The 17,621-nt window shown below is 49.8% G+C and carries 13 protein-coding genes and 1 pseudogene; 3 read left to right on the top strand and 11 right to left on the bottom strand.

Translation table 11 applies throughout. The features are described from left to right. Positions 1 to 26 precede the first annotated feature (26 nt). From Q3C19_RS15805 to Q3C19_RS15765, 9 genes are all read right to left on the bottom strand, one after another. Positions 27 to 1,055 (bottom strand): DUF6371 domain-containing protein, encoded by a 1,029-nt coding sequence (locus Q3C19_RS15805; protein WP_302730591.1) that lies wholly within the window; start codon positions 1,053 to 1,055, stop codon positions 27 to 29. After that, positions 1,048 to 2,547 (bottom strand): DUF3987 domain-containing protein, encoded by a 1,500-nt coding sequence (locus Q3C19_RS15800; RefSeq protein WP_302730589.1) that lies wholly within the window; start codon positions 2,545 to 2,547, stop codon positions 1,048 to 1,050. Before Q3C19_RS15800 ends, Q3C19_RS15805 begins: the two co-directional genes overlap by 8 nt. Further along, positions 2,540 to 2,872 carry a helix-turn-helix domain-containing protein gene (locus Q3C19_RS15795; RefSeq protein WP_195594251.1) on the bottom strand — a complete coding sequence of 111 codons (333 nt, stop codon included), beginning with the start codon at positions 2,870 to 2,872 and terminating at the stop codon, positions 2,540 to 2,542. Before Q3C19_RS15795 ends, Q3C19_RS15800 begins: the two co-directional genes overlap by 8 nt. Positions 2,873 to 3,115: 243 nt before the next feature. Next, positions 3,116 to 3,793: a hypothetical protein gene (locus Q3C19_RS15790; protein ID WP_277122601.1), complete on the bottom strand. Its 678-nt coding sequence runs from the start codon at positions 3,791 to 3,793 to the stop codon at positions 3,116 to 3,118. 23 nt (positions 3,794 to 3,816) lie between these two features. Next, complete coding sequence (locus tag Q3C19_RS15785) at positions 3,817 to 5,172, bottom strand: site-specific integrase (protein WP_277122599.1); 1,356 nt, start codon at positions 5,170 to 5,172, stop codon at positions 3,817 to 3,819. A gap of 200 nt (positions 5,173 to 5,372) precedes the next feature. Beyond that, entirely contained in the window at positions 5,373 to 5,594 is a 222-nt protein-coding gene (locus Q3C19_RS15780; protein WP_002558131.1) for a DUF2795 domain-containing protein, read from the bottom strand. An 80-nt stretch (positions 5,595 to 5,674) separates the two neighbouring features. Then, a complete protein-coding gene (locus Q3C19_RS15775; protein WP_277122597.1) occupies positions 5,675 to 6,229 on the bottom strand; it encodes a cob(I)yrinic acid a,c-diamide adenosyltransferase in 555 nt (184 codons plus the stop codon). Between the two features lie 49 nt (positions 6,230 to 6,278). Further along, positions 6,279 to 6,911 (bottom strand): hypothetical protein, encoded by a 633-nt coding sequence (locus Q3C19_RS15770; RefSeq protein ID WP_277122595.1) that lies wholly within the window; start codon positions 6,909 to 6,911, stop codon positions 6,279 to 6,281. A 284-nt stretch (positions 6,912 to 7,195) separates the two neighbouring features. Then, the gene (locus tag Q3C19_RS15765) at positions 7,196 to 9,631 is read right to left on the bottom strand and encodes a glycoside hydrolase family 127 protein (protein WP_302730582.1); all 2,436 of its coding nucleotides are present in this window, start codon (positions 9,629 to 9,631) and stop codon (positions 7,196 to 7,198) included. Positions 9,632 to 9,931: 300 nt separating this feature from the next. On the opposite strand from Q3C19_RS15765, the gene Q3C19_RS15760 reads away from it, so the two are divergent. Beyond that, entirely contained in the window at positions 9,932 to 10,891 is a 960-nt protein-coding gene (locus Q3C19_RS15760) for a FimB/Mfa2 family fimbrial subunit (protein WP_302730580.1), read from the top strand. A 248-nt stretch (positions 10,892 to 11,139) separates the two neighbouring features. Continuing rightward, on the top strand, positions 11,140 to 12,396 hold the full coding sequence (locus tag Q3C19_RS15755) for a peptidoglycan DD-metalloendopeptidase family protein (protein ID WP_302730578.1): 1,257 nt from the start codon (positions 11,140 to 11,142) through the stop codon (positions 12,394 to 12,396). Between the two features lie 245 nt (positions 12,397 to 12,641). Here the strand turns inward: Q3C19_RS15755 and Q3C19_RS15750 are convergent, their stop codons facing one another. After that, a complete protein-coding gene (locus Q3C19_RS15750) occupies positions 12,642 to 14,135 on the bottom strand; it encodes a S41 family peptidase (protein WP_302730576.1) in 1,494 nt (497 codons plus the stop codon). A 69-nt stretch (positions 14,136 to 14,204) separates the two neighbouring features. Then, a complete protein-coding gene (locus Q3C19_RS15745; RefSeq protein ID WP_302730574.1) occupies positions 14,205 to 16,640 on the bottom strand; it encodes a glycoside hydrolase family 95 protein in 2,436 nt (811 codons plus the stop codon). Positions 16,641 to 16,840: 200 nt separating this feature from the next. Here Q3C19_RS15745 and Q3C19_RS15740 point away from each other — a divergent pair. Further along, a pseudogene (locus tag Q3C19_RS15740) lies at positions 16,841 to 17,620 on the top strand (mobilization protein); the annotation flags it as partial. Between the last annotated feature and the right edge of the window lies 1 nt (position 17,621).

Below are 17,621 nucleotides of genomic sequence, written 5' to 3'. Positions count from 1 at the left end.
ATAAATCCACGGAACAAGTTCCTTTACTATTCAATAAGTTCCAGATCCAGTTCATCAATGAGTAACTGCAATGCAGGATTACGTTGTATCATCTGGTGGAGTATCTGCCTCTTTGATGGTGAATACAGAAAGAAGTCTGCAATGTCCAATCCTTGGCTGCGTTGCTCTTCATCGGATGTACATTCCAAAACATTGGACACAACAACCCGTTTGCATATTCCAGACAACAAAGCAGACTTTTCTTTCCATTGTTCGGTTGCTCTTAAATCAGGGATGAGAGTAACCTCTCTGCCTTTGAGAACCTGCATAGCTTCACTATTGAAACAGCCGTTCTTTCCGCCTGTTGCCAACCATATATAATCGGGAATAAAATGGCTCATTACGACAGCGGTCTTTTCACTTTCCACCAGCATTACCGGAGACGATGAGCTTTTCAGAAGATGTTCCCCGTACAGACATTGCTTCAAATGGAAATCCTGCAATTTCAACTCGGAGTGCGCCCAACTGACAAAAGCCTGAGGCACTTTAACCCGGTGTCCTGTCTCCGCATTATAGCACATTACCTTACCAGTTCTTACCTGTCCATTTATATCTATCTGCCAGAAAACCGCTGAACCTCCCCATTTTGCGGATGTCCCTATACGATACATTCCAAACAACCTGTCTGTCTCATCTTCACCAAATACATGGCAGAAATATTGATACAAAGGGTTAATAGAATAATGCGACTGACTTTTTAACACATAAGATAAAGGAATATACGAAGGGGCAATACATACGGATGTTTTATCTACCGTCTTATAAGGGGCAGAAAGGAGTGACTTGTTAGATTCTTTATTCATTTCCAACACATCAGGATTATCCTTGAAGTATTCCTTAGGTGTATAGTGGTAGCCGCAACTGTTCTCGTGATCACACTTGCCGACATTACCGGGAAAGCTAATGACGCCCTGTTCATCAATATACCTGACAAAACATCGGCTTTTACCACAGCTCGGACAAGTAGTCTTGCTTCCGAGCCGGTATTTCTGTAAATGGAATCTGTATTCACTCATGGTCCTCTGATTTTAGTGTGATTGCACTCTGCACTTTTGCACTTTGAAAAGATTGCACGGTATCTTGACAAGATGAAAGTGCAATAGTGCAAGGTGCATCAGTGTTTTCTGTCATAAGTTTGCGATAGACTCCATGCTGAAGCTTTTCTATAGGAGGATGCTTAAGCCGGCATAATTGGTCAAGTGCATAATAGACGGTGCGTCGGGACATATCAACTTTTCTACCCGCAATAACAGCATCCCCGGAAGTGAACCGATCTTCCAACAGAGAAAGCCAGGCTTCCTTCGTTTCGCCGATACTGTTTATGACAATGGTTTCCTGAATCCTCCGGTATGTTTCCTCATAATAATCAACCATACGGATTGCCGATTCTACGGAATCCCGCTCGACATATTGCATATCTCCACTATCAACAGCCCATTTCATAATCTGAAACAACAGGGCAAGACGTGCTACATGGCCGTTGAGTTTCATCTTGCGGCTTTCAACATCAGCATCATCCTCAATGGCATTTACAGCATCGATAATTCCATTATACCATTCATAAAAGTATACTTCCGCATCATCAGACATTGTAAGGATACGGGGATTGACCGTTGTACCCTTGTCATCAAGGATACAGGGGATGCTTAAGATTCTGTTGATTATTGTCCTCCATTGATTCATGATGTCAGGACGGGCTGTATTCCTTTCTTCCCGTCTCCATCCGGATATCTTCCTGTTCTTGGGATAGACAAACAGAAAACGGTCAAGCAATCCGTTGGCAAGGAACTCTGCACGGAAGACTTCCTGCAGCATATTCGTCTGTACTGAACCGATGACATTTATACATGGATTCTTGATTAGAACAGGGCGTGATTCTGACTTGCGGATAATCTTTAACGGCTGTCCGCTATAGGCTGTCAGCAAATCTTCAATGAGATTGTTCTTGCCGTTGTACCTTTTGACGGAATTAAACAAAGCCAGAATTTCATCGACTACCAATGTTATCCCACGACGATTATGCTGATGGATATTCATCATCGCCTCCGGGGTAGAATCATAAATGACAGTAGTTACAAAATGCGGTTTCTTGAGCAACTGTTCTTCCCCGTCACTTCCGTGCTTGCCTGCTGACATGGATCTTTCATATTCGTCATATTCCTCATTATATTTCTCATGCAGCCGGTCATCATACTCATTAATCGGCTTATAAATAAAACCGAGAGGAGGTGTTTTCCCAAGCCCTGGACGACCGACCAACATCATATAAATGGATGGACAAGTTTTCCACTCGCCCTTTATACGGATATGACAAGAGTTGCCTATTGCAGTAGCAACAGCGGAAAGAATAATAGACGCAGTATATTCCACATTGAAATTTTCGTATCTGGCAAGATTGAGGATAATCTCCTGTATCCTGTCCGGAAAGGCATCCAACGGAAGACCTGTTTCCGGAATGCCTTCCACTTCCGAACGAAGCATGTTGGTCAAATGAATGGTGTCAAACATAGCCACCTCCTTCCTGTTTGGGAAGTTCATCACCAATAGCGAAAGCTTCATAATGGAAACGGCGCAGAAAGCGATCCACGTCTTCCTGCGTGTACCAGTATTTATCACCTTCACGCGAGTAGCCGAGATAACCGTTGTCTCGCAACTTTTTCAGATACTTATCTTTAATGTTCAACATCTCCATCAAAGACTTGTTATCATAAAGACGATATCCACCTTCATGAGCCGGAGGCGGCAGTTTCTCCTGTTTCTCTACTATGCTAAGAATCTTTTCAAGCAGTTCGCGGTCACATAGTTTCTTTTCTTCATTTAATTTTTGAGCCATAGTATATCGTATTATGGCTTAACCTTCCTTATGCACACTCGGACTGTAAGCCGGGTTTATGTGCAATGATACGACTGTGCACATCGTACCAAAAGCACGGTGCAAAGGTTCAAACTACTTAGGAATCTTGGTGTTAGAATGAATTAGATACTATGTTAGAGGTCGTGTTAGAGTTGTATATAACACGGAGGTGATGAATTTATAACCTACTGCTTATCAAACAAAAAAAGAGTAGCACATTGGCTACTCAAATAACTTGTCAATTTTTTCGGATCCTGTGGGCGCAGCTTTGTTTTTTCGAGTATGCCTTGATTGAGTCAGATCTTTCATGTTAAATAACTTATCTAATTCAGTACCCGGAAATAATTCCACCCTGCCAGGCATCCAATATGTCTTCTCATCATATATTGTTTTCTCAGGATAATCTTCGCAATAGATACGTCCGCACATATATGCAAGAAGAACTTTGTTCAAAGTCCACTCATAATGGTCATCGTCGATAATGATATATCCTTCTTCAATGGCTTTGGCAAAGATCTTTCTTGTCAATTCAGTATCAAGCCGAGACGGTAAAGTCACTTTATGGTGGTCTGGAACCCTATCTTCTTGCATAGATTCAGTTTCTGCGATTTTCTTTCCCTTAATTCGCTTCTTTTGATGCAAGTCCTCTGCTGCATATATCAACGTTATTGCGCATCCGATAGCGGTACTGATTCCCACAATGACAGCCGTGCCGGTTTCTGTTCCCCAAGATGGACGAAGCACCCCTAAGCCAAGAAGGATGAGGATACCAATAATGGTAGTGAGTCCTACTCCCCAGAATACCTTACGGCTGTTTAACTTGTATATATAGGTTACAACCAGTACAATAAGAAATCCTGCTATCAGGATACATGCAACTCGAAATGGCAATGACATCATAATTCTTTATCTTTTCGCAGTGATTATATAGTCAAGTTGATTAATTCTCCGCTTAGTTTTGCCACCTCTGCCGATAGCGTTTCCGGCAGGAAACGGGCATAAACCTTCTCTGTAATATCCGTGCTGCTATGTCCGAGCAGACGGCTGACTACCGACATGGATAGTCCCTTGTTAAGCGCAAAAACCGCAAATGAGTGCCTGGCTGCGTGCATCGAGAGACTGAACGGAAGGCCGATTTGTTCACCGACAACGGCCAGCGACTGATTGATGCATTTCGTGGCATTGTTGCGGGCTTTGTACAGTGCCTCCGCATCATCCAGATCCAAAGTCTCTTTTACAAGGTTGAACACATATCGGCATCCCTCACGTTTTTCCCGCCATTGCTGTAATATATGTAATGCAGGTTCAGTAAGCGGTATGACATGTCGTTTGTTTGTCTTTATCATAATCTTCCGTAACTCCTTCCTTGCGAAGTCGATATGTTTCCATTGCAGGGTCATCACATCCACTACACGGAGACCGCAGGCGTGGAACGCAAAGAAGAACATTTCTAGAAATTCTTTTCTGCGCGGTTCAGTACAAGTCTTGTAATATTCAAGCAATGCCGCCATCTGTTCCTTACTTAGACTTTTGCCGTCAAACTCTGCCTCTTCTTCAGAAAGCGATACCTTAGTTACAATGCGCATATCTTGAATCCTTGCATTGACGGCAGGTTCCATCATGCCCATTTCACAGGCGTATGCACATGCTTTTAATATCGGAGTCAAAGAGTGGTTGATAGTGGCATCACTGTTCTGCTTGATTTCCCTGCGCCACGATATATAACTGTCTAACAGCTCCGGAGTCATATCGCCTACATAAATGCTGTCAGAACGATAGGTTCCCTGTCGGGTAGCCCTCAGGAATGTCTGGAATATATTCATGCAGCTCTTTCCGTTTTCATACCGGCTCCTTCCGATTCTGTTTCTTGCATAGTCTGAAGAAAGACGTTCCAATGTAAACTCTACGAAGTCCTTCCCTTGATCACGACGCGCAAGAGGTTTGTCCGCAAGAAAGCCCGCCACAACTTCGGCTGTAATCTGATTAGGATGTTTTTCGTTATATTCGGCAAGTAGCGAATCTATACGTTCCACACGTGCCAGCAATAACTGGTTAAGTCGTTTGGATTCACCGCCATGACTTGCACGTATTTCACCCCGTCCCTGGTTGCCGTTCTGGTTCCAGTCCGCAACCTTGACAAAGACATTTGTTGTCTTACGGATTACCTGCCTGTTCCAAGTGTATTCCAACTCGACAGGATAGGCTTTTTCCTTGTCAACCACTTTCGGCGTGCGAAGGCGGTATTTGCCCAATGGATATAGTCTTTTCGGTCTTCCCATATGCTTTTCCTCCCAATTTAATATTCCTGAGGAGAAACAAAGGTAATGTATTTTAGACAAACAAACCCTGTTTTCTAGAAGAAAAACCGCAATTTAGACAAACAAACCACACCATCAAGCACCATAAAACACCAACGCGACAAACAAATTTTCATTGTTCATCGCGCTGGTATTCAATTGTTTAACCTATCTGAAGGCTATCAATATTCCTCCTCGTTGAAGAAGAAATCTTCTTTACTGGGGTAATCGGGCCAAATATCTTCTATACTTTCATAAATCTCGCCTTCATCTTCCATCTCCTGCAGATTCTCAATCACCTCAAGCGGAGCCCCCGAACGCATGGCATAGTCTATCAATTCGTCCTTAGTTGCCGGCCAAGGAGCATCCTCCAGTTTGGATGCCAATTCCAATGTCCAATACATAATTCCTAAGTATTTAAATCGTGAATATTGTGAATATTAAGTTCTACTTCTATTTTTCGGCAAATGTATAACAATTTATGTCACTTACAACTATTATTCCAAAATATTTCGTCTTTTTTCGCATCCAGGTTGATCTTCCGGGACAGAACGAACAAATAATCGGACAATCGGTTCATATAAGCTAACAATTCCGGAGCTATTTCTACCTCGGCCGACAGAGTCAGAATACGGCGTTCGGCACGTCGGCACACGGTACGGCACACGTGACAAAGAGCAGCGCCACGGCTCCCCCCTGGCAGAACAAAAGCTGACAACGGAGGCAAAAGGGCATCCAAACGGTCAATCTCGTTTTCCATCTCCGCAACCATGACAGGAGTGACAACACTGGCAGACTTCAATGACATTTTTGCCTGATCGGTAGCCAAATAAGAGCCGACAACGAACAGGCAGTTCTGCACGCGCTGCAAAAAGGCAACATCCTGTACATCTGCCACATAAGTAATAAGTAACCCCAAAAAGGAATTCAACTCGTCTACCGTACCATAGGCCTCCAGGCGATCATGCGTTTTGGGTACACGGGTGCCACCCACCAGGGAAGTTGTCCCCTTATCTCCGGTTTTAGTATATACTTTCATAACTGCTGATTGTTTAGAATTTGCTAATTGATAAAAACAGGCTTTCTGCTTAAAAGTTCACAATATAATCTTGCTTAATTTTCGACTTGTCAAAAAAGATAACCCCCAAGTCGTAAAGGTCGAACGTAATTCCTGCCCGGGCATCGCACCGCATGTCGCGCCAAAGCTGCCGCATTTCCGGCGAATAGCCGACGCCTTCAATGACAAAAACCGAACGCTCCGTCACACGGTCGGCACACACATCAAAGACTGCGCGCACCAACGACGGCTGACGATAATCGTGCAGATAAAGGAAATCGACAGGAACACCACGTTCCAGAAAAAGCTCGTCCAGCTGGGAAGCATGCAGATAACCGGTATCCTTTTTAGCTGCCTTCATATATAGTTCGGCTGCCGAATCCGGCCCTACACTGACGATGAACGTCGGTTGTGCCCGATTGACCAAACGAAACAACAGACGTTTCACCTTCTGCGACTCCCGGCATGCCCAACTATGTCCTTTTTCAGAAGCAAGGCGTCTCTGCTCCGCCGAAAGCTCTTTATATTGATAGTATGGCGTATGTTCGTAAACTACCCGTGTAATAAAATCGAAGGCAAACGGCGAATGCACTCCATAACCGCGACGATGACGGAAACGGCGCAACCAAACAAAGGGGCGTTTCAGTAGTAATAAAGAATTCATATCTCTTCGGACCGGCACACGAACCGACCTTTCAAGCCTGTCCCTGACCGGATTTTCTATACATAATCTATCAGCGGCACCAGCCCGACAGCCATCTTCCACCGTCTCGACAACCAGTCGGCCGCTACAATAAGCCAAAGGCTGATAGCGCAAACTGCGCCATGCCTACAACAAATGTACAGATATTCTTTTTCATACACAAGAGGCAGATACAGATATATAAAAAAGTCAGGCGCAAAAAGCCAATACAGCTTCCTGCGCCTGAAGAGAGAACCATAAACCTGTTATTCCACTTTCCACTCTATCACTCCACCCGATGCACCTTTCTGCAACTGGGCGGCGAGCTTCAGTCCGGTCGTTCTGACCGGTTTGAAATCCAATCCGTTATATCGATCCTTATCTACGGTATAAGGTGAGAGAGCTTCTACTTCTTTCCAGTTTTTGCCGTCTTTATAATATAGCTTCCAGCTTTCGGGTACACGGAAATTACCGTCATAATGGTCGAAATCCAACCAATAAATATCGACATGCGACACCGTGTAAGGCTGGCCAAACTCGTAAGCCAGGGTTTCCAGCGTACCGTTCTTCAGCCACCAGTAATGATAGGGTTTCGACGTGTCCGACGAACGCTTGGGTTCCCACTGGTCGTTGACTCCCCATGCCCAAGACTCAACCGAAGCCGACTCGGGAGCATCCTTCTGAATGGGTGCCTGGATCATCAGCGTACGAGCCTTGCTGGCAATGGTCGGTTCGGGGGTAATGCGGGCATACTCGGCCGAAGCAGGAATCCATACTGCCATCTGATCGGCTCCGCGATTGTTCCAGGTTGAATAAGGAATCGCCTTGAAGGCAACGTCTTTCACTGTACCATCCTTTTCCACCTCCTTGGCCGTACCAGTCAGCACAACCACTCCATTCAGCAGGTCAGCATCGTAAGAGACCTTCATCGGTGTACCGTCGGGGATAAACTTATTGAATACAAGGCTGTCAGGCTGGTCCTTTCCCTCCAGACAGAACATGATGGGACCACGTTCGATCGCCAGTTTGCCACGGTCATCTTCGGCCAATTCGTTGGCTTTGACACGGCGCACATCCATCGGAAGGTCAACCTCGACCACGTCGCCAGCTTTCCAGCGGCGGTAAATGGTGGCGTAGCCGTCGTACAGACGGGTACGTACTTTCTTACCGTTGACCGAAATGGAATATGCCTTGGCCTTGTCGGTAAATGTATACAAGTCGGTAGGAACCGGTGAATCCTGTGCCCAGCCCGGTATACGAAGACGCAGTGCAAACTCCTGCTCCGTTTCGGGTCGGACGGTAAGTGTCACCTTGCCCTCCCAAGGATAGGCAGTAGTCTGTTCCAACGTCACATTATTGGCTTCGGTCGTCAGCTGAGCCTTGCTCTGAATGTACAGGTTGACGTAGATGTCATTGGCTTGCGTAGCATACATATAAAGAGGTACGCTTGCCATAAAGCGGGTAACGTTGCCCGGACAGCAGGCACACCCGAACCACCGCTGGCGTTCGTGTTGTCCCATCGACTCCAGCGGATTGTCGTAGAAGAACTTGTCGCCACTCAGCGACACGCCCGAGATGACTCCATTGTACAAGGCACGCTCCAGCACGTCGGCATACTTGGCATCGCCCGTGGCTAGGAACATGCGATAGTTCCAGAAGACATTGGCGATGGAGGCACACGTCTCGCAATAGGCCGTATGGTTGTTCAGTTCGTAGTTGGGACCGAAACCTTCGCCCTGCGCACGCGAACCGATACCACCCGTTATATAGAGTTTCTTACTGGCCATGTTGTCCCAGATGCGGCACAAGGCATTGAAATAAGCCGTATCCTGCGTCAGTGCCGCCACATCGGCCACGCCGGAATACAGGTAACCGGCCCGCACGGCATGTCCCACGATTTCATCCTGCTGCAGAATAGGCTTGTGGTCCTGGCTGTATTCGCTCAGCGGATGTCCGTCGGTGCCCCGTCCGGTTTCTTCGACAAAGTAACGGGCTGTCTGCAGGTATTTGTCGTTGCCTGTTATTTTATAGAGTTTCACCAAAGCCATTTCGATGATGGGATGGCCGCTCGGACGATGAATCTGTCCTTCGCCGGGTCCGAACACCTGGCAGACGAGGTCGGCATTCCGGATAGCCACATCGAGCAGCGTCCGCTTACCGGTTGCCTGATAATGGGCTACGGCAGCCTCGTACAAGTGGCCGCTGTTATACAGCTCATGGCTGTTGATCTTCTCCCAGCGTTGCTTTCCCCACCAGCCGGAGAGGCGGTAGCAACGGTTGGTGACACACGTAGTCAGATAGCCATCCGGTTCCTGGGCAGCAGCTATCAGGGAGATGACACTATCCAGATAGGCATCCAACGCCTGGTTGTACTTGACAGCCAGCGAATAAGAGGCTCCCTCAATCACCTTATAAGGGTCGGTATCGTCGAACGAAAAGTCACCCCGGTGCTCTCCCTTTTTCAGTCCGCCGGCAATGGCAAAATTGTCGAAACGCCCATTCTTCTCACATTCTCTGAAAGCTGAAGGAATGGAGACCGTACGGTTCGTCTCGATACGGGGTGCCCAGAACCCATCGTCCAGATGGACCTGAGTAAAAGAAACTTCCTTTATTGGCGCATCGGGCTTTACATAGGAGTCTCCACACGACGCCAGTCCCAACAGGGCGACGCCACAGAAAAAAAGTCGGATTTGTAATTTCATAATATGAACATTAAATAATCTGTGTTTGAACACCGCAAATGTACGCATTTCACTGTTACCACCATAGAAGAATCATCTAAATGGATAACATAATCGTCAGTATATTAACACTTAGGATGATTATTTGGACTATTATTGCATCGTTTGGACTATTCTTCTATTCACAACAGGCATTTCATTACCACAGGTAGGAAATGGGGACAAAGCAAAACACGGATCAAAAATATTTTTTCCTAAACCCAGAACTATTCCACAGCACAAACGTTTCTATGTAAGAACAACCTAAAAACTTAACAAGAAATGAAAAAATTAGCATTACTCGCACTGGTTGCCGCATTAGCAACCAGCTGCTCGGACGACGAAACATCCATCCCTCAGGAAGACCTTCAACTGGCAACGCCCGCACTGCACATGAGAGTATCGACAGCCAGTGGCGAAAGTCCGTTCACCGGTGTACTGACCGTCATGCCATGCCAACCAGAAAGCTCGATCTATTTTGGCAACTACGTAAACCACCGACTGACTCCTTTCTACGGATACTATATGGTAAAGGACGGCGAATTTTACGAATCGTCCAGCAACCGTGAACTCCTGTTGCCTATGGGTGACTACAATATGATATATTGGGGAACTCCCAAATACGAAAAGCCCATCTATTCGAATCCGGCAGTCAGAGAGCCTTCGTACAGCATCGGCGGAGACCTGTCGCAACAAGCTTTCAGCCTGTTGAAGATGAGCAACGATACGACGTACTACCCCGTATACGACCTTGTACACGCCGTGCAGAATGTCAATATAGGAACAGACGAACTCGTAGCATCCTTGCAACGTGTAGTTGCCGGAATCAAAGTCAGCGTCAAGAACCAGGAAGGCTCTACACTTTCGTCCAACATAGAGAGCGTTGTGATAGGCATCACCGGCATTGCCCGCGAACTGGACTTTTATACGGGACAGCCTCAAGGCGACGCATGTACGGTAGCTTTCCCACTGGTGCGGTCGGTTGACGGTACCGAAATGACCAACGGAACGGTCATGTTGTTCCCCTCGTACGGCAATCCGGAGTTTCAGATGAGCATCAAGCTAAAGAACGGTACGGTGAAACGTTTCAAGCAGACACTGAAATCGCCGCTTGTGGCCAATACCAAGCTGACTCTGAACCTGACGGTAGGCGACATCTTCACAGGCGACGTGTCCGGCGACTTCACGATGGAAGACTGGAAGGAAGACAACGAAAACATCGACGTACCCATCATCGAATAACGCCCCTCCCCTGCCCAACCCTGCTCCGCAGCCCAAACATCTGCACAGGGGTGGGCAGGGTTCGGTATATGCCCTCCACACAGGCACCGATCCATGTAATCGGCGCCTGCAAACCGTAACATACCGGCCCGTCCGCACCGCCAATCTCCCCTCGAAATTCGAAGCACCTCAGGAATTGACCACCCAAAAGGATTTGTATATCAGCACTATTTTTGTACTTTTGCCCCTTCTAAAACAACGAAACACGTATGAGAGGCAAGAAAAGAATATACTATATAATAGGTGGTATCCTCCTTGTGCTGGCAGCTACATGGGGCATTACGCACCTCGTCAGGAAAGACCGCCCGGCCGACATGCTGGACGAAGTGGAAATGACCGACTCGGCCGAAGTGGAGGCCATCACTTATAAATATGGCATCCCGACCGACCGCTACAACGTGAATTACGGCATCGTCGAGGACCGCCAGAACCTGTCGTCCATCCTGCAACGCCACGGCCTGTCGGTGAACGACGTACACCGCCTGAACGAACGGGCCAAGGGCACATTCGATGCCCGCAAGGTGAAAAGCGGACAAGCCTATGCCGTGTTCACCACCAAAGACAGCCTGCCACGCACACGCTTCTTCGTCTACGAAGAGAGTCCGAAAACGTACATCGTCTTCGACCTGCGCGGCGAATACAGTGTGCGCCGCGGCGAGAATCCCTCGGAATGGAAACGGCAGGAGGTGAAAGGCCAGGTGGAATCGTCGCTTTGGGTAGCCATGCAGCAAAGCAACACCTCGCCCCAGCTGGCCATGAAGCTGTCCGATATCTTCGGCTGGACCATCGACTTCTTCGGACTGCAGAAGCAGGACGAGTTCCGCGTCATCTACGAACAGGAATACGTCGACGGCAACAGTCTGGAAAACTTTCACATTCTGGCCGCCTCGTTCGCACACGAAGACAGCCTGTACTACGCTATCCCCTTCGTGCAGGACGGCGAGGAACTCTACTACAACGAACGGGGCAACAGCCTCGAAGGTGCTTTCCTGAAGGCCCCGCTCGACTTCTATCGCATCTCGTCGCGCTTCTCGAACAGCCGTTTCCACCCGGTGCTGAAACGCTATAGGGCACACCACGGCGTCGACTATGCCGCACCCACGGGCACGCCGGTCTATGCCATCGGCAGCGGAAAGGTGATAGCCAAGGGATATGAGGCCGGAGGTGGAGGAAACTACCTGAAGATAAAGCACAACGGCGTCTACGTCAGCACCTACATGCACCTGTCACGCTTTGCCAAAGGCATCCGGGTAGGGTCGCAGGTGGCACAGAAGGAAGTCATCGGGTACGTAGGAGCCACGGGACTGGCTACCGGGCCTCATCTGGACTTCCGCGTACACGAAAACGGAAAACCCATCAATCCGCTCACCATCAAGTCGCAACCTAAGAAGCCCATCAGCCCCGAGAACAAGGCGGCATTTACGCTGGTATGCGACTCGCTGGTCAGAGAATTGCAGCAGTTGTAACCCTGCAACGAGAGGCCGGAAAGGGAACGGTTTTGTAAACTTCCATAGCCATTCGCACCATTTTCGTAAACGTCTGATTACGAGAAACTTGTATTTTGCCTATCACAGTCGTATACTTAGGCCATCTCGGTCGTATACTTAGGTACCCTCAGTCGTATACTTAGGGTACCTCGGTCGTATAGTGAGGGGGGGGGCCCATCACGATGTCAATAATGACGAACACGACGTTGCAAAACCCAGCTCCTTTACCGGACAGCCGGCCCGACAGACACCGGCTGCTGTATGCGCTTGCCAAAGACAGGCTTCTGCACGCCAGGCAACTGCACGTAGCGCGAAGTCAGACTGCGGGTCTGCACAGCCGACGGAGCATCGTCGTACGCGCGACCGGCTTCGGTCAGTGCCTGGCGCAGCAATGGCTCGTTTACGTCGCCCAGCGCATAGGCCAGCATCGGTTCGTCGTCCACACCCACGTCGGGCCTCAGCCCGTCGGGCATGCAGGGCGTATCGCCGGCGGCATTCTGGTAGATGCTGATCATCACATACAGTCCCCAGTTGCGTATCGCTTCGGGCACCTCGTTGTAAGCATCTTCGGCAGCCAGCATCATTCCCGTGCAATACTTGCCCGACGACTGCTCGCCGATGAGCCGTACATCCATGTAAGGCATCAGTCCCCCCAACAGCGCCTCGGAGGCTGACGCCGAGCCTGTTCCTATCAGGGCATAAATCTTCTCCAGTCCGATGTTGGCATCCTGCGTGCTGACATTCATCACCTCATCACCGTTCTGATACGTGTAGTCGGTCGCAAAGCACGTCTCCATGCTGGCACCCTGCTTCTGCAGGTATTCCGTCAGATAGTTGTTGTACACCTCGCGCTCGAACACCTGCCCCGATGCCACCGCCTGCTGCGGAGCCAGCATGGAAGCCAGCACATTCTCGGTCAGCACATAGCCGCCTCCGTTGTAGCGCAGGTCGAGCACCAGCTCGCGAACGCCTGCGGCCTTGAAGTCCTTGCACACCGCTATCAGCTTGCTGATAGAAGTCAGGTCGAAGGCCGAATAAGCCAGATAGCCCACCTTCTTCCCATTGAATTCGTAGACGGAGTCGCACAGCACGGGGTCTTCGTACATGTTCACAGCCGTCAGTTCCACCGTCTTCCCCACGTCGTAAATCGTATTGTCGGCGGCATTGTAGCGACCCAGCGAGGTGCTCAGGCTCGTGTTGTAATACAGATTCAGGTAATTGTCCGTCGTCAGCGGCTGACCGTCAATGCTCAACAGAATGTCGCCGCGCTTCAGCCCGGCCCGTGCCGCAGGGGTATCGTCATGCACAAAATTGACCACGGCAGCACACTGCTTCGTCTCTTGATTAACCAAGTAAACGGTCAGGCTCCACCCGAAAGTGGTGGACACTCCGCCAACGGAGCTGACAAACGAACTCATGTCGTCGGTCATCATGGTCCACTTGTCGATGTAGCCATTGCTGTCGTGATAGCGGATGCGGTCGACCGTGCCGATGGGGTCGGTGTTGGTTTCGGCATCCCAGCCTGCCAGGTCGTCGGCTATCTCGGCATTCCATAGATAATACATATTCATCACATCCTTGCCGAAGCGGTTGGCGTAATACGTTTCTTCGGGTATGGACAGGCTCCATCCCTCTTCGTCCTTGGAACAGCCCGTCAGGCCAAGACATCCGGCCAGCATCACAAACGAGACGAGTCCCGTCACTAATTTCCTATTCATCCGATTACTACATTATTTAAAAAGTTGATAAATACTTATTCCACGCACATGCGTCCGATGCCGGCCGCGTTACAGCAGTTGCCGTTTTTCGCCGGCCTTCAGGCTGACTTTCAGCGACTTTCCGTTGACGTTGACGCGGGTCTTTCCGCCTTTTCTCGACAGGATGCTCAGGGCGGTCACCTTGCCGTCCTTCCAGGTCATATCGACCACGAAGCCGCCGCGGGCACAGATGCCCTGCACGCTGCCGTCCTTCCACTGTCCGGGCACGGCGGGCAGCAGGGTAATGGACGATTCGGACGACTGCATCAGCATTTCGATAACCCCGGCGCAGCCACCGAAGTTGCCGTCAATCTGGAAAGGCGAATGGGCATCCAGCAGGTTGGGATACGTGCCGCCGCCGCGACGGGCATCCTTGCCCCTGTAGCCGTCGGGAGTCACTAATCGGAGCAGACGGCGATAGATGCGGTAAGCCCCTTCGCCATCCTGCAGGCGGGCGTACAGGTTGACACGCCAGCCGGTGCTCCAGCCGGTCGTTTCGTCGCCCTTGATTTCGAGGGTACGGGCACAGGCACGCGCCAGTTCGGGTGTCTGGTCCACCGACAGGTGATGACCCGGATACAGGCCGAACAGATGGGACTGATGGCGGTGACGGGGGTCCTGGTCGGGCCAGTCGTGGAACCACTCCTGCAGATTGCCGTCGCGACCCACCTTGTAAGGCCACAGGCGTGCCAGGGTCTGCTCGGCTTGGCGGCGGAAGTCCTTGTCCGTGTTCAGCACGGCAGCCGCCTTCATGGCGTCAGTCAGGCACTCGCGCGTCATGGCCAGGTCGGCCGTACAGCCGTACGACGTGGCTCCCACGTATCCGTCGGGCGTGACAAACTTGTTTTCGGGCGAGGTCCCGGGCGACGTCAGCAGCTTGCCGTCTTTCTCGATCAGCCAGTTCATGCAGAATTCTGCAGCACCCTTCAGTGCCGGGTAGTATTGTTTCAGGAAGTCCTTGTCCTGGGTAAAGAGGTAACGTTCCCAGATGTGCGTTGACAGCCATGCGCCGCCCATGGTCCAACAGGCCCACGATGGGTCGCCTACGTGCAGACCCACGGGGCAGGTCATGGCCCAGATGTCGGTATTCTGTCCCAGGCACCAACCTCTGTCCACTCCGTAATAGGCTTTTGCAGTCTGCGTCCCTGTCCGGCTGAGGTTGACGATGAAGTCCATCAGCGGACGGTGCATCTCGCTGAGGTTGGCTGTCTCGGCAGCCCAGTAATTCTCTTCCACGTTGATGTTGCTGGTATAGTTGCAGCTCCAGGGGGGCAGCAGTTGCTCGTTCCATAAGCCCTGCAGGTTGGCAGGCACACCGGGTGTCCGCGAGCAGGAGATCAGCAGATAGCGTCCGAACTGGAAGTACAGTTCCTCCAGATCGGGGTTGTACTGCTGCTCGTCCGTATAGCGGCGCAACTGCTCGTCGGTAGGCAGGGCGGCGATTTCGGGTGCCGTCTGTCCCAGGTTCAGCTTCACACGGTCGAAGAAGCGTCGGTAGTCCGTTATATGGTTGGTCCGCAACTCGTCGTAAGTCTTGGCGGCAGCCTGTGCCATCCGTCGCTCCACCAAGTTGCGGTAATCGCGGCCTTCGCGGGCAGGGTCCTTGTCGAAACCGTTGAAGCTGGTGACGTTGGCTATCAGCACTACCGCCTCGCGTGCACCTTCAATCTTCAGTTCGCCCGAAGGGAAGCTCTTCACCTCTCCGTCCGGAGCCAGCACCCTGACAAGCGTGCGGAAGCGAGTGCCCCGTTCGGGGTCGTACAGGTGCTTGTTTTTCACCTGGTCAAAATACACGGGATAAGAATGGTAAGCGGCATAGCCTTCGGCCGAGATTTCATTTCCGTTGGCCGACGTGGCATGAGGCAACTGCGAGTCGAACGACAGCAATGCCCGGATGCCCTGCGGACTGTCCGACCGGAGGTGCAACACGATGACCGAGTCGGGTGCCGAAGCAAAATAGTCGCACGAGAAAGGCTGACCGTTGCGCAGGTAACGGGTTTCGGCTACGGCATTGGCTATATCGAGCGAGCGGCTGTAGGCCGAAATCTGAGTCGGCGCATCCAGGTAAGTGACCGTCAGGCGTCCCAAGGGCTGGTAATTCTCGCTGTAATGGCCCTGCACCTTGTGCTGCTCGCGGTCGGCACCGGGATAATCTTCGGCATCGAGCAAACGGCGTATCTCCGGAATGGCTTTATAAGCATCGGGGCTGGTAACTTCGCGATCGGGCTCGCCCGTCCACAGGGTCAGGTCGTTCAGCGAAATGACATCGCGCTCCGTACCTCCATACACAATGGCTCCCAGCGTGCCGTTGCCTATCACCAATGCTTCTTCAAAATACTCTGCCGGACGATTGTAGTGCAATACCAACTTTGTCGCATCTTCTCCGGCCCATGTCATACACGTACTGAATAATCCGCACACACAGGACACAACCTGTACGTACCTTTTCAAACTTCTCTTTTTCATAAACTATCCGATTTCAAATTTGCGCTTCTCAGGCATTCTGCATACTCGGCACCATGCCGTGAAACGCGCTGCCGGAAACAAAAGTACTGTTTTTTATTTTTCAGACAATATGTTGTGTATGAAATTCGTAGAAATGTGCCTGAAAACAGAATGTCATTCTCCGTATTTCTGCTCGAAATTGTTCGGCCTTTCCACGTGAGCAATCAAAGGCAGTTACTGGTAAAAAGCATCTGGAACGAAACGATTTTATCATTGAGAAGCAGAAAGCTGAACTGCAACACATAAACGCTGCAAAACGGCATACGGAACAACAGGTAAATCTTGCCGGGCAAGAACTCAGACAAGTAAAATTGAAGATACGCACAGACAAACTCAGGAAGACAGCCACCACTGCAGCGACAGCCATAACAAGCGGAGTTGCTTCTCTTTTCAGAAGTGGAAAACTGAAAGAGCTGGAACATGCCAACGAAAAACTGCAAGGCAAAATTTCAAAGCGGGACACCAATATTGAAAAATTGCAGAGCCAGATACAGCAGATGCAGAAACAACATGATACGCAAATCCACAATCTCAAGGAAATGCACAGGCAGGAACTTGACATAAAGGGAAAAGAGCTGTCACGGCTTGCCTGAATCATAGGCAAGGCTTTCAGGTGGTTCCCGATGTTCAGGGAAATGTTATGCATGGAAAAGTTCTGTACCATGCTGGGATTCACTAAAGAAATGACTGAAAGTCTTATAGTCAAAAAAGATGTCCTGAAATGTAGCGGTAAAATCTATTCGGAACAACACAGGCGGAACTTTGACATAAAGGATGATATTTTAATGATAGAAAACGACCCTGACGATGAAAGTAGGCTGAACCTGACAATAAACAGGAAACCGATTGCCGATTGGTTCAGGGAACAATGGTATAGGCTTAGATATGAAACAAGACTGTCGCAGCAGGAAGAAAAGAAAAGTAGAGGATTAAAAATGTAAA

This window comes from Bacteroides sp. ET489 (genome assembly GCF_030518095.1).
GTDB classification, from domain to species: Bacteria; Bacteroidota; Bacteroidia; order Bacteroidales; family Bacteroidaceae; genus Bacteroides; species Bacteroides ndongoniae.
Note: the sequence above shows the minus strand (reverse complement) of the source record. Positions and strands in the feature narration are given on the sequence as shown.

Excerpts from the sequence above, each read along its gene's own strand:
- Q3C19_RS15800 (WP_302730589.1), bottom strand. The coding sequence starts at position 2,547 with ATGTTTGACACCATTCATTTGACCAACATGCTTCGTTCGGAAGTGGAA.
- Q3C19_RS15775 (WP_277122597.1), bottom strand. The coding sequence starts at position 6,229 with ATGAAAGTATATACTAAAACCGGAGATAAGGGGACAACTTCCCTGGTG.
- Q3C19_RS15785 (WP_277122599.1), bottom strand. The coding sequence starts at position 5,172 with ATGGGAAGACCGAAAAGACTATATCCATTGGGCAAATACCGCCTTCGC.
- Q3C19_RS15795 (WP_195594251.1), bottom strand. The coding sequence starts at position 2,872 with ATGGCTCAAAAATTAAATGAAGAAAAGAAACTATGTGACCGCGAACTG.
- Q3C19_RS15770 (WP_277122595.1), bottom strand. The coding sequence starts at position 6,911 with ATGAATTCTTTATTACTACTGAAACGCCCCTTTGTTTGGTTGCGCCGT.
- Q3C19_RS15745 (WP_302730574.1), bottom strand. The coding sequence starts at position 16,640 with ATGAAAAAGAGAAGTTTGAAAAGGTACGTACAGGTTGTGTCCTGTGTG.
- Q3C19_RS15755 (WP_302730578.1), top strand. The coding sequence starts at position 11,140 with ATGAGAGGCAAGAAAAGAATATACTATATAATAGGTGGTATCCTCCTT.
- Q3C19_RS15790 (WP_277122601.1), bottom strand. The coding sequence starts at position 3,793 with ATGATGTCATTGCCATTTCGAGTTGCATGTATCCTGATAGCAGGATTT.
- Q3C19_RS15760 (WP_302730580.1), top strand. The coding sequence starts at position 9,932 with ATGAAAAAATTAGCATTACTCGCACTGGTTGCCGCATTAGCAACCAGC.
- Q3C19_RS15805 (WP_302730591.1), bottom strand. The coding sequence starts at position 1,055 with ATGAGTGAATACAGATTCCATTTACAGAAATACCGGCTCGGAAGCAAG.
- Q3C19_RS15780 (WP_002558131.1), bottom strand. The coding sequence starts at position 5,594 with ATGTATTGGACATTGGAATTGGCATCCAAACTGGAGGATGCTCCTTGG.
- Q3C19_RS15750 (WP_302730576.1), bottom strand. The coding sequence starts at position 14,135 with ATGAATAGGAAATTAGTGACGGGACTCGTCTCGTTTGTGATGCTGGCC.
- Q3C19_RS15765 (WP_302730582.1), bottom strand. The coding sequence starts at position 9,631 with ATGAAATTACAAATCCGACTTTTTTTCTGTGGCGTCGCCCTGTTGGGA.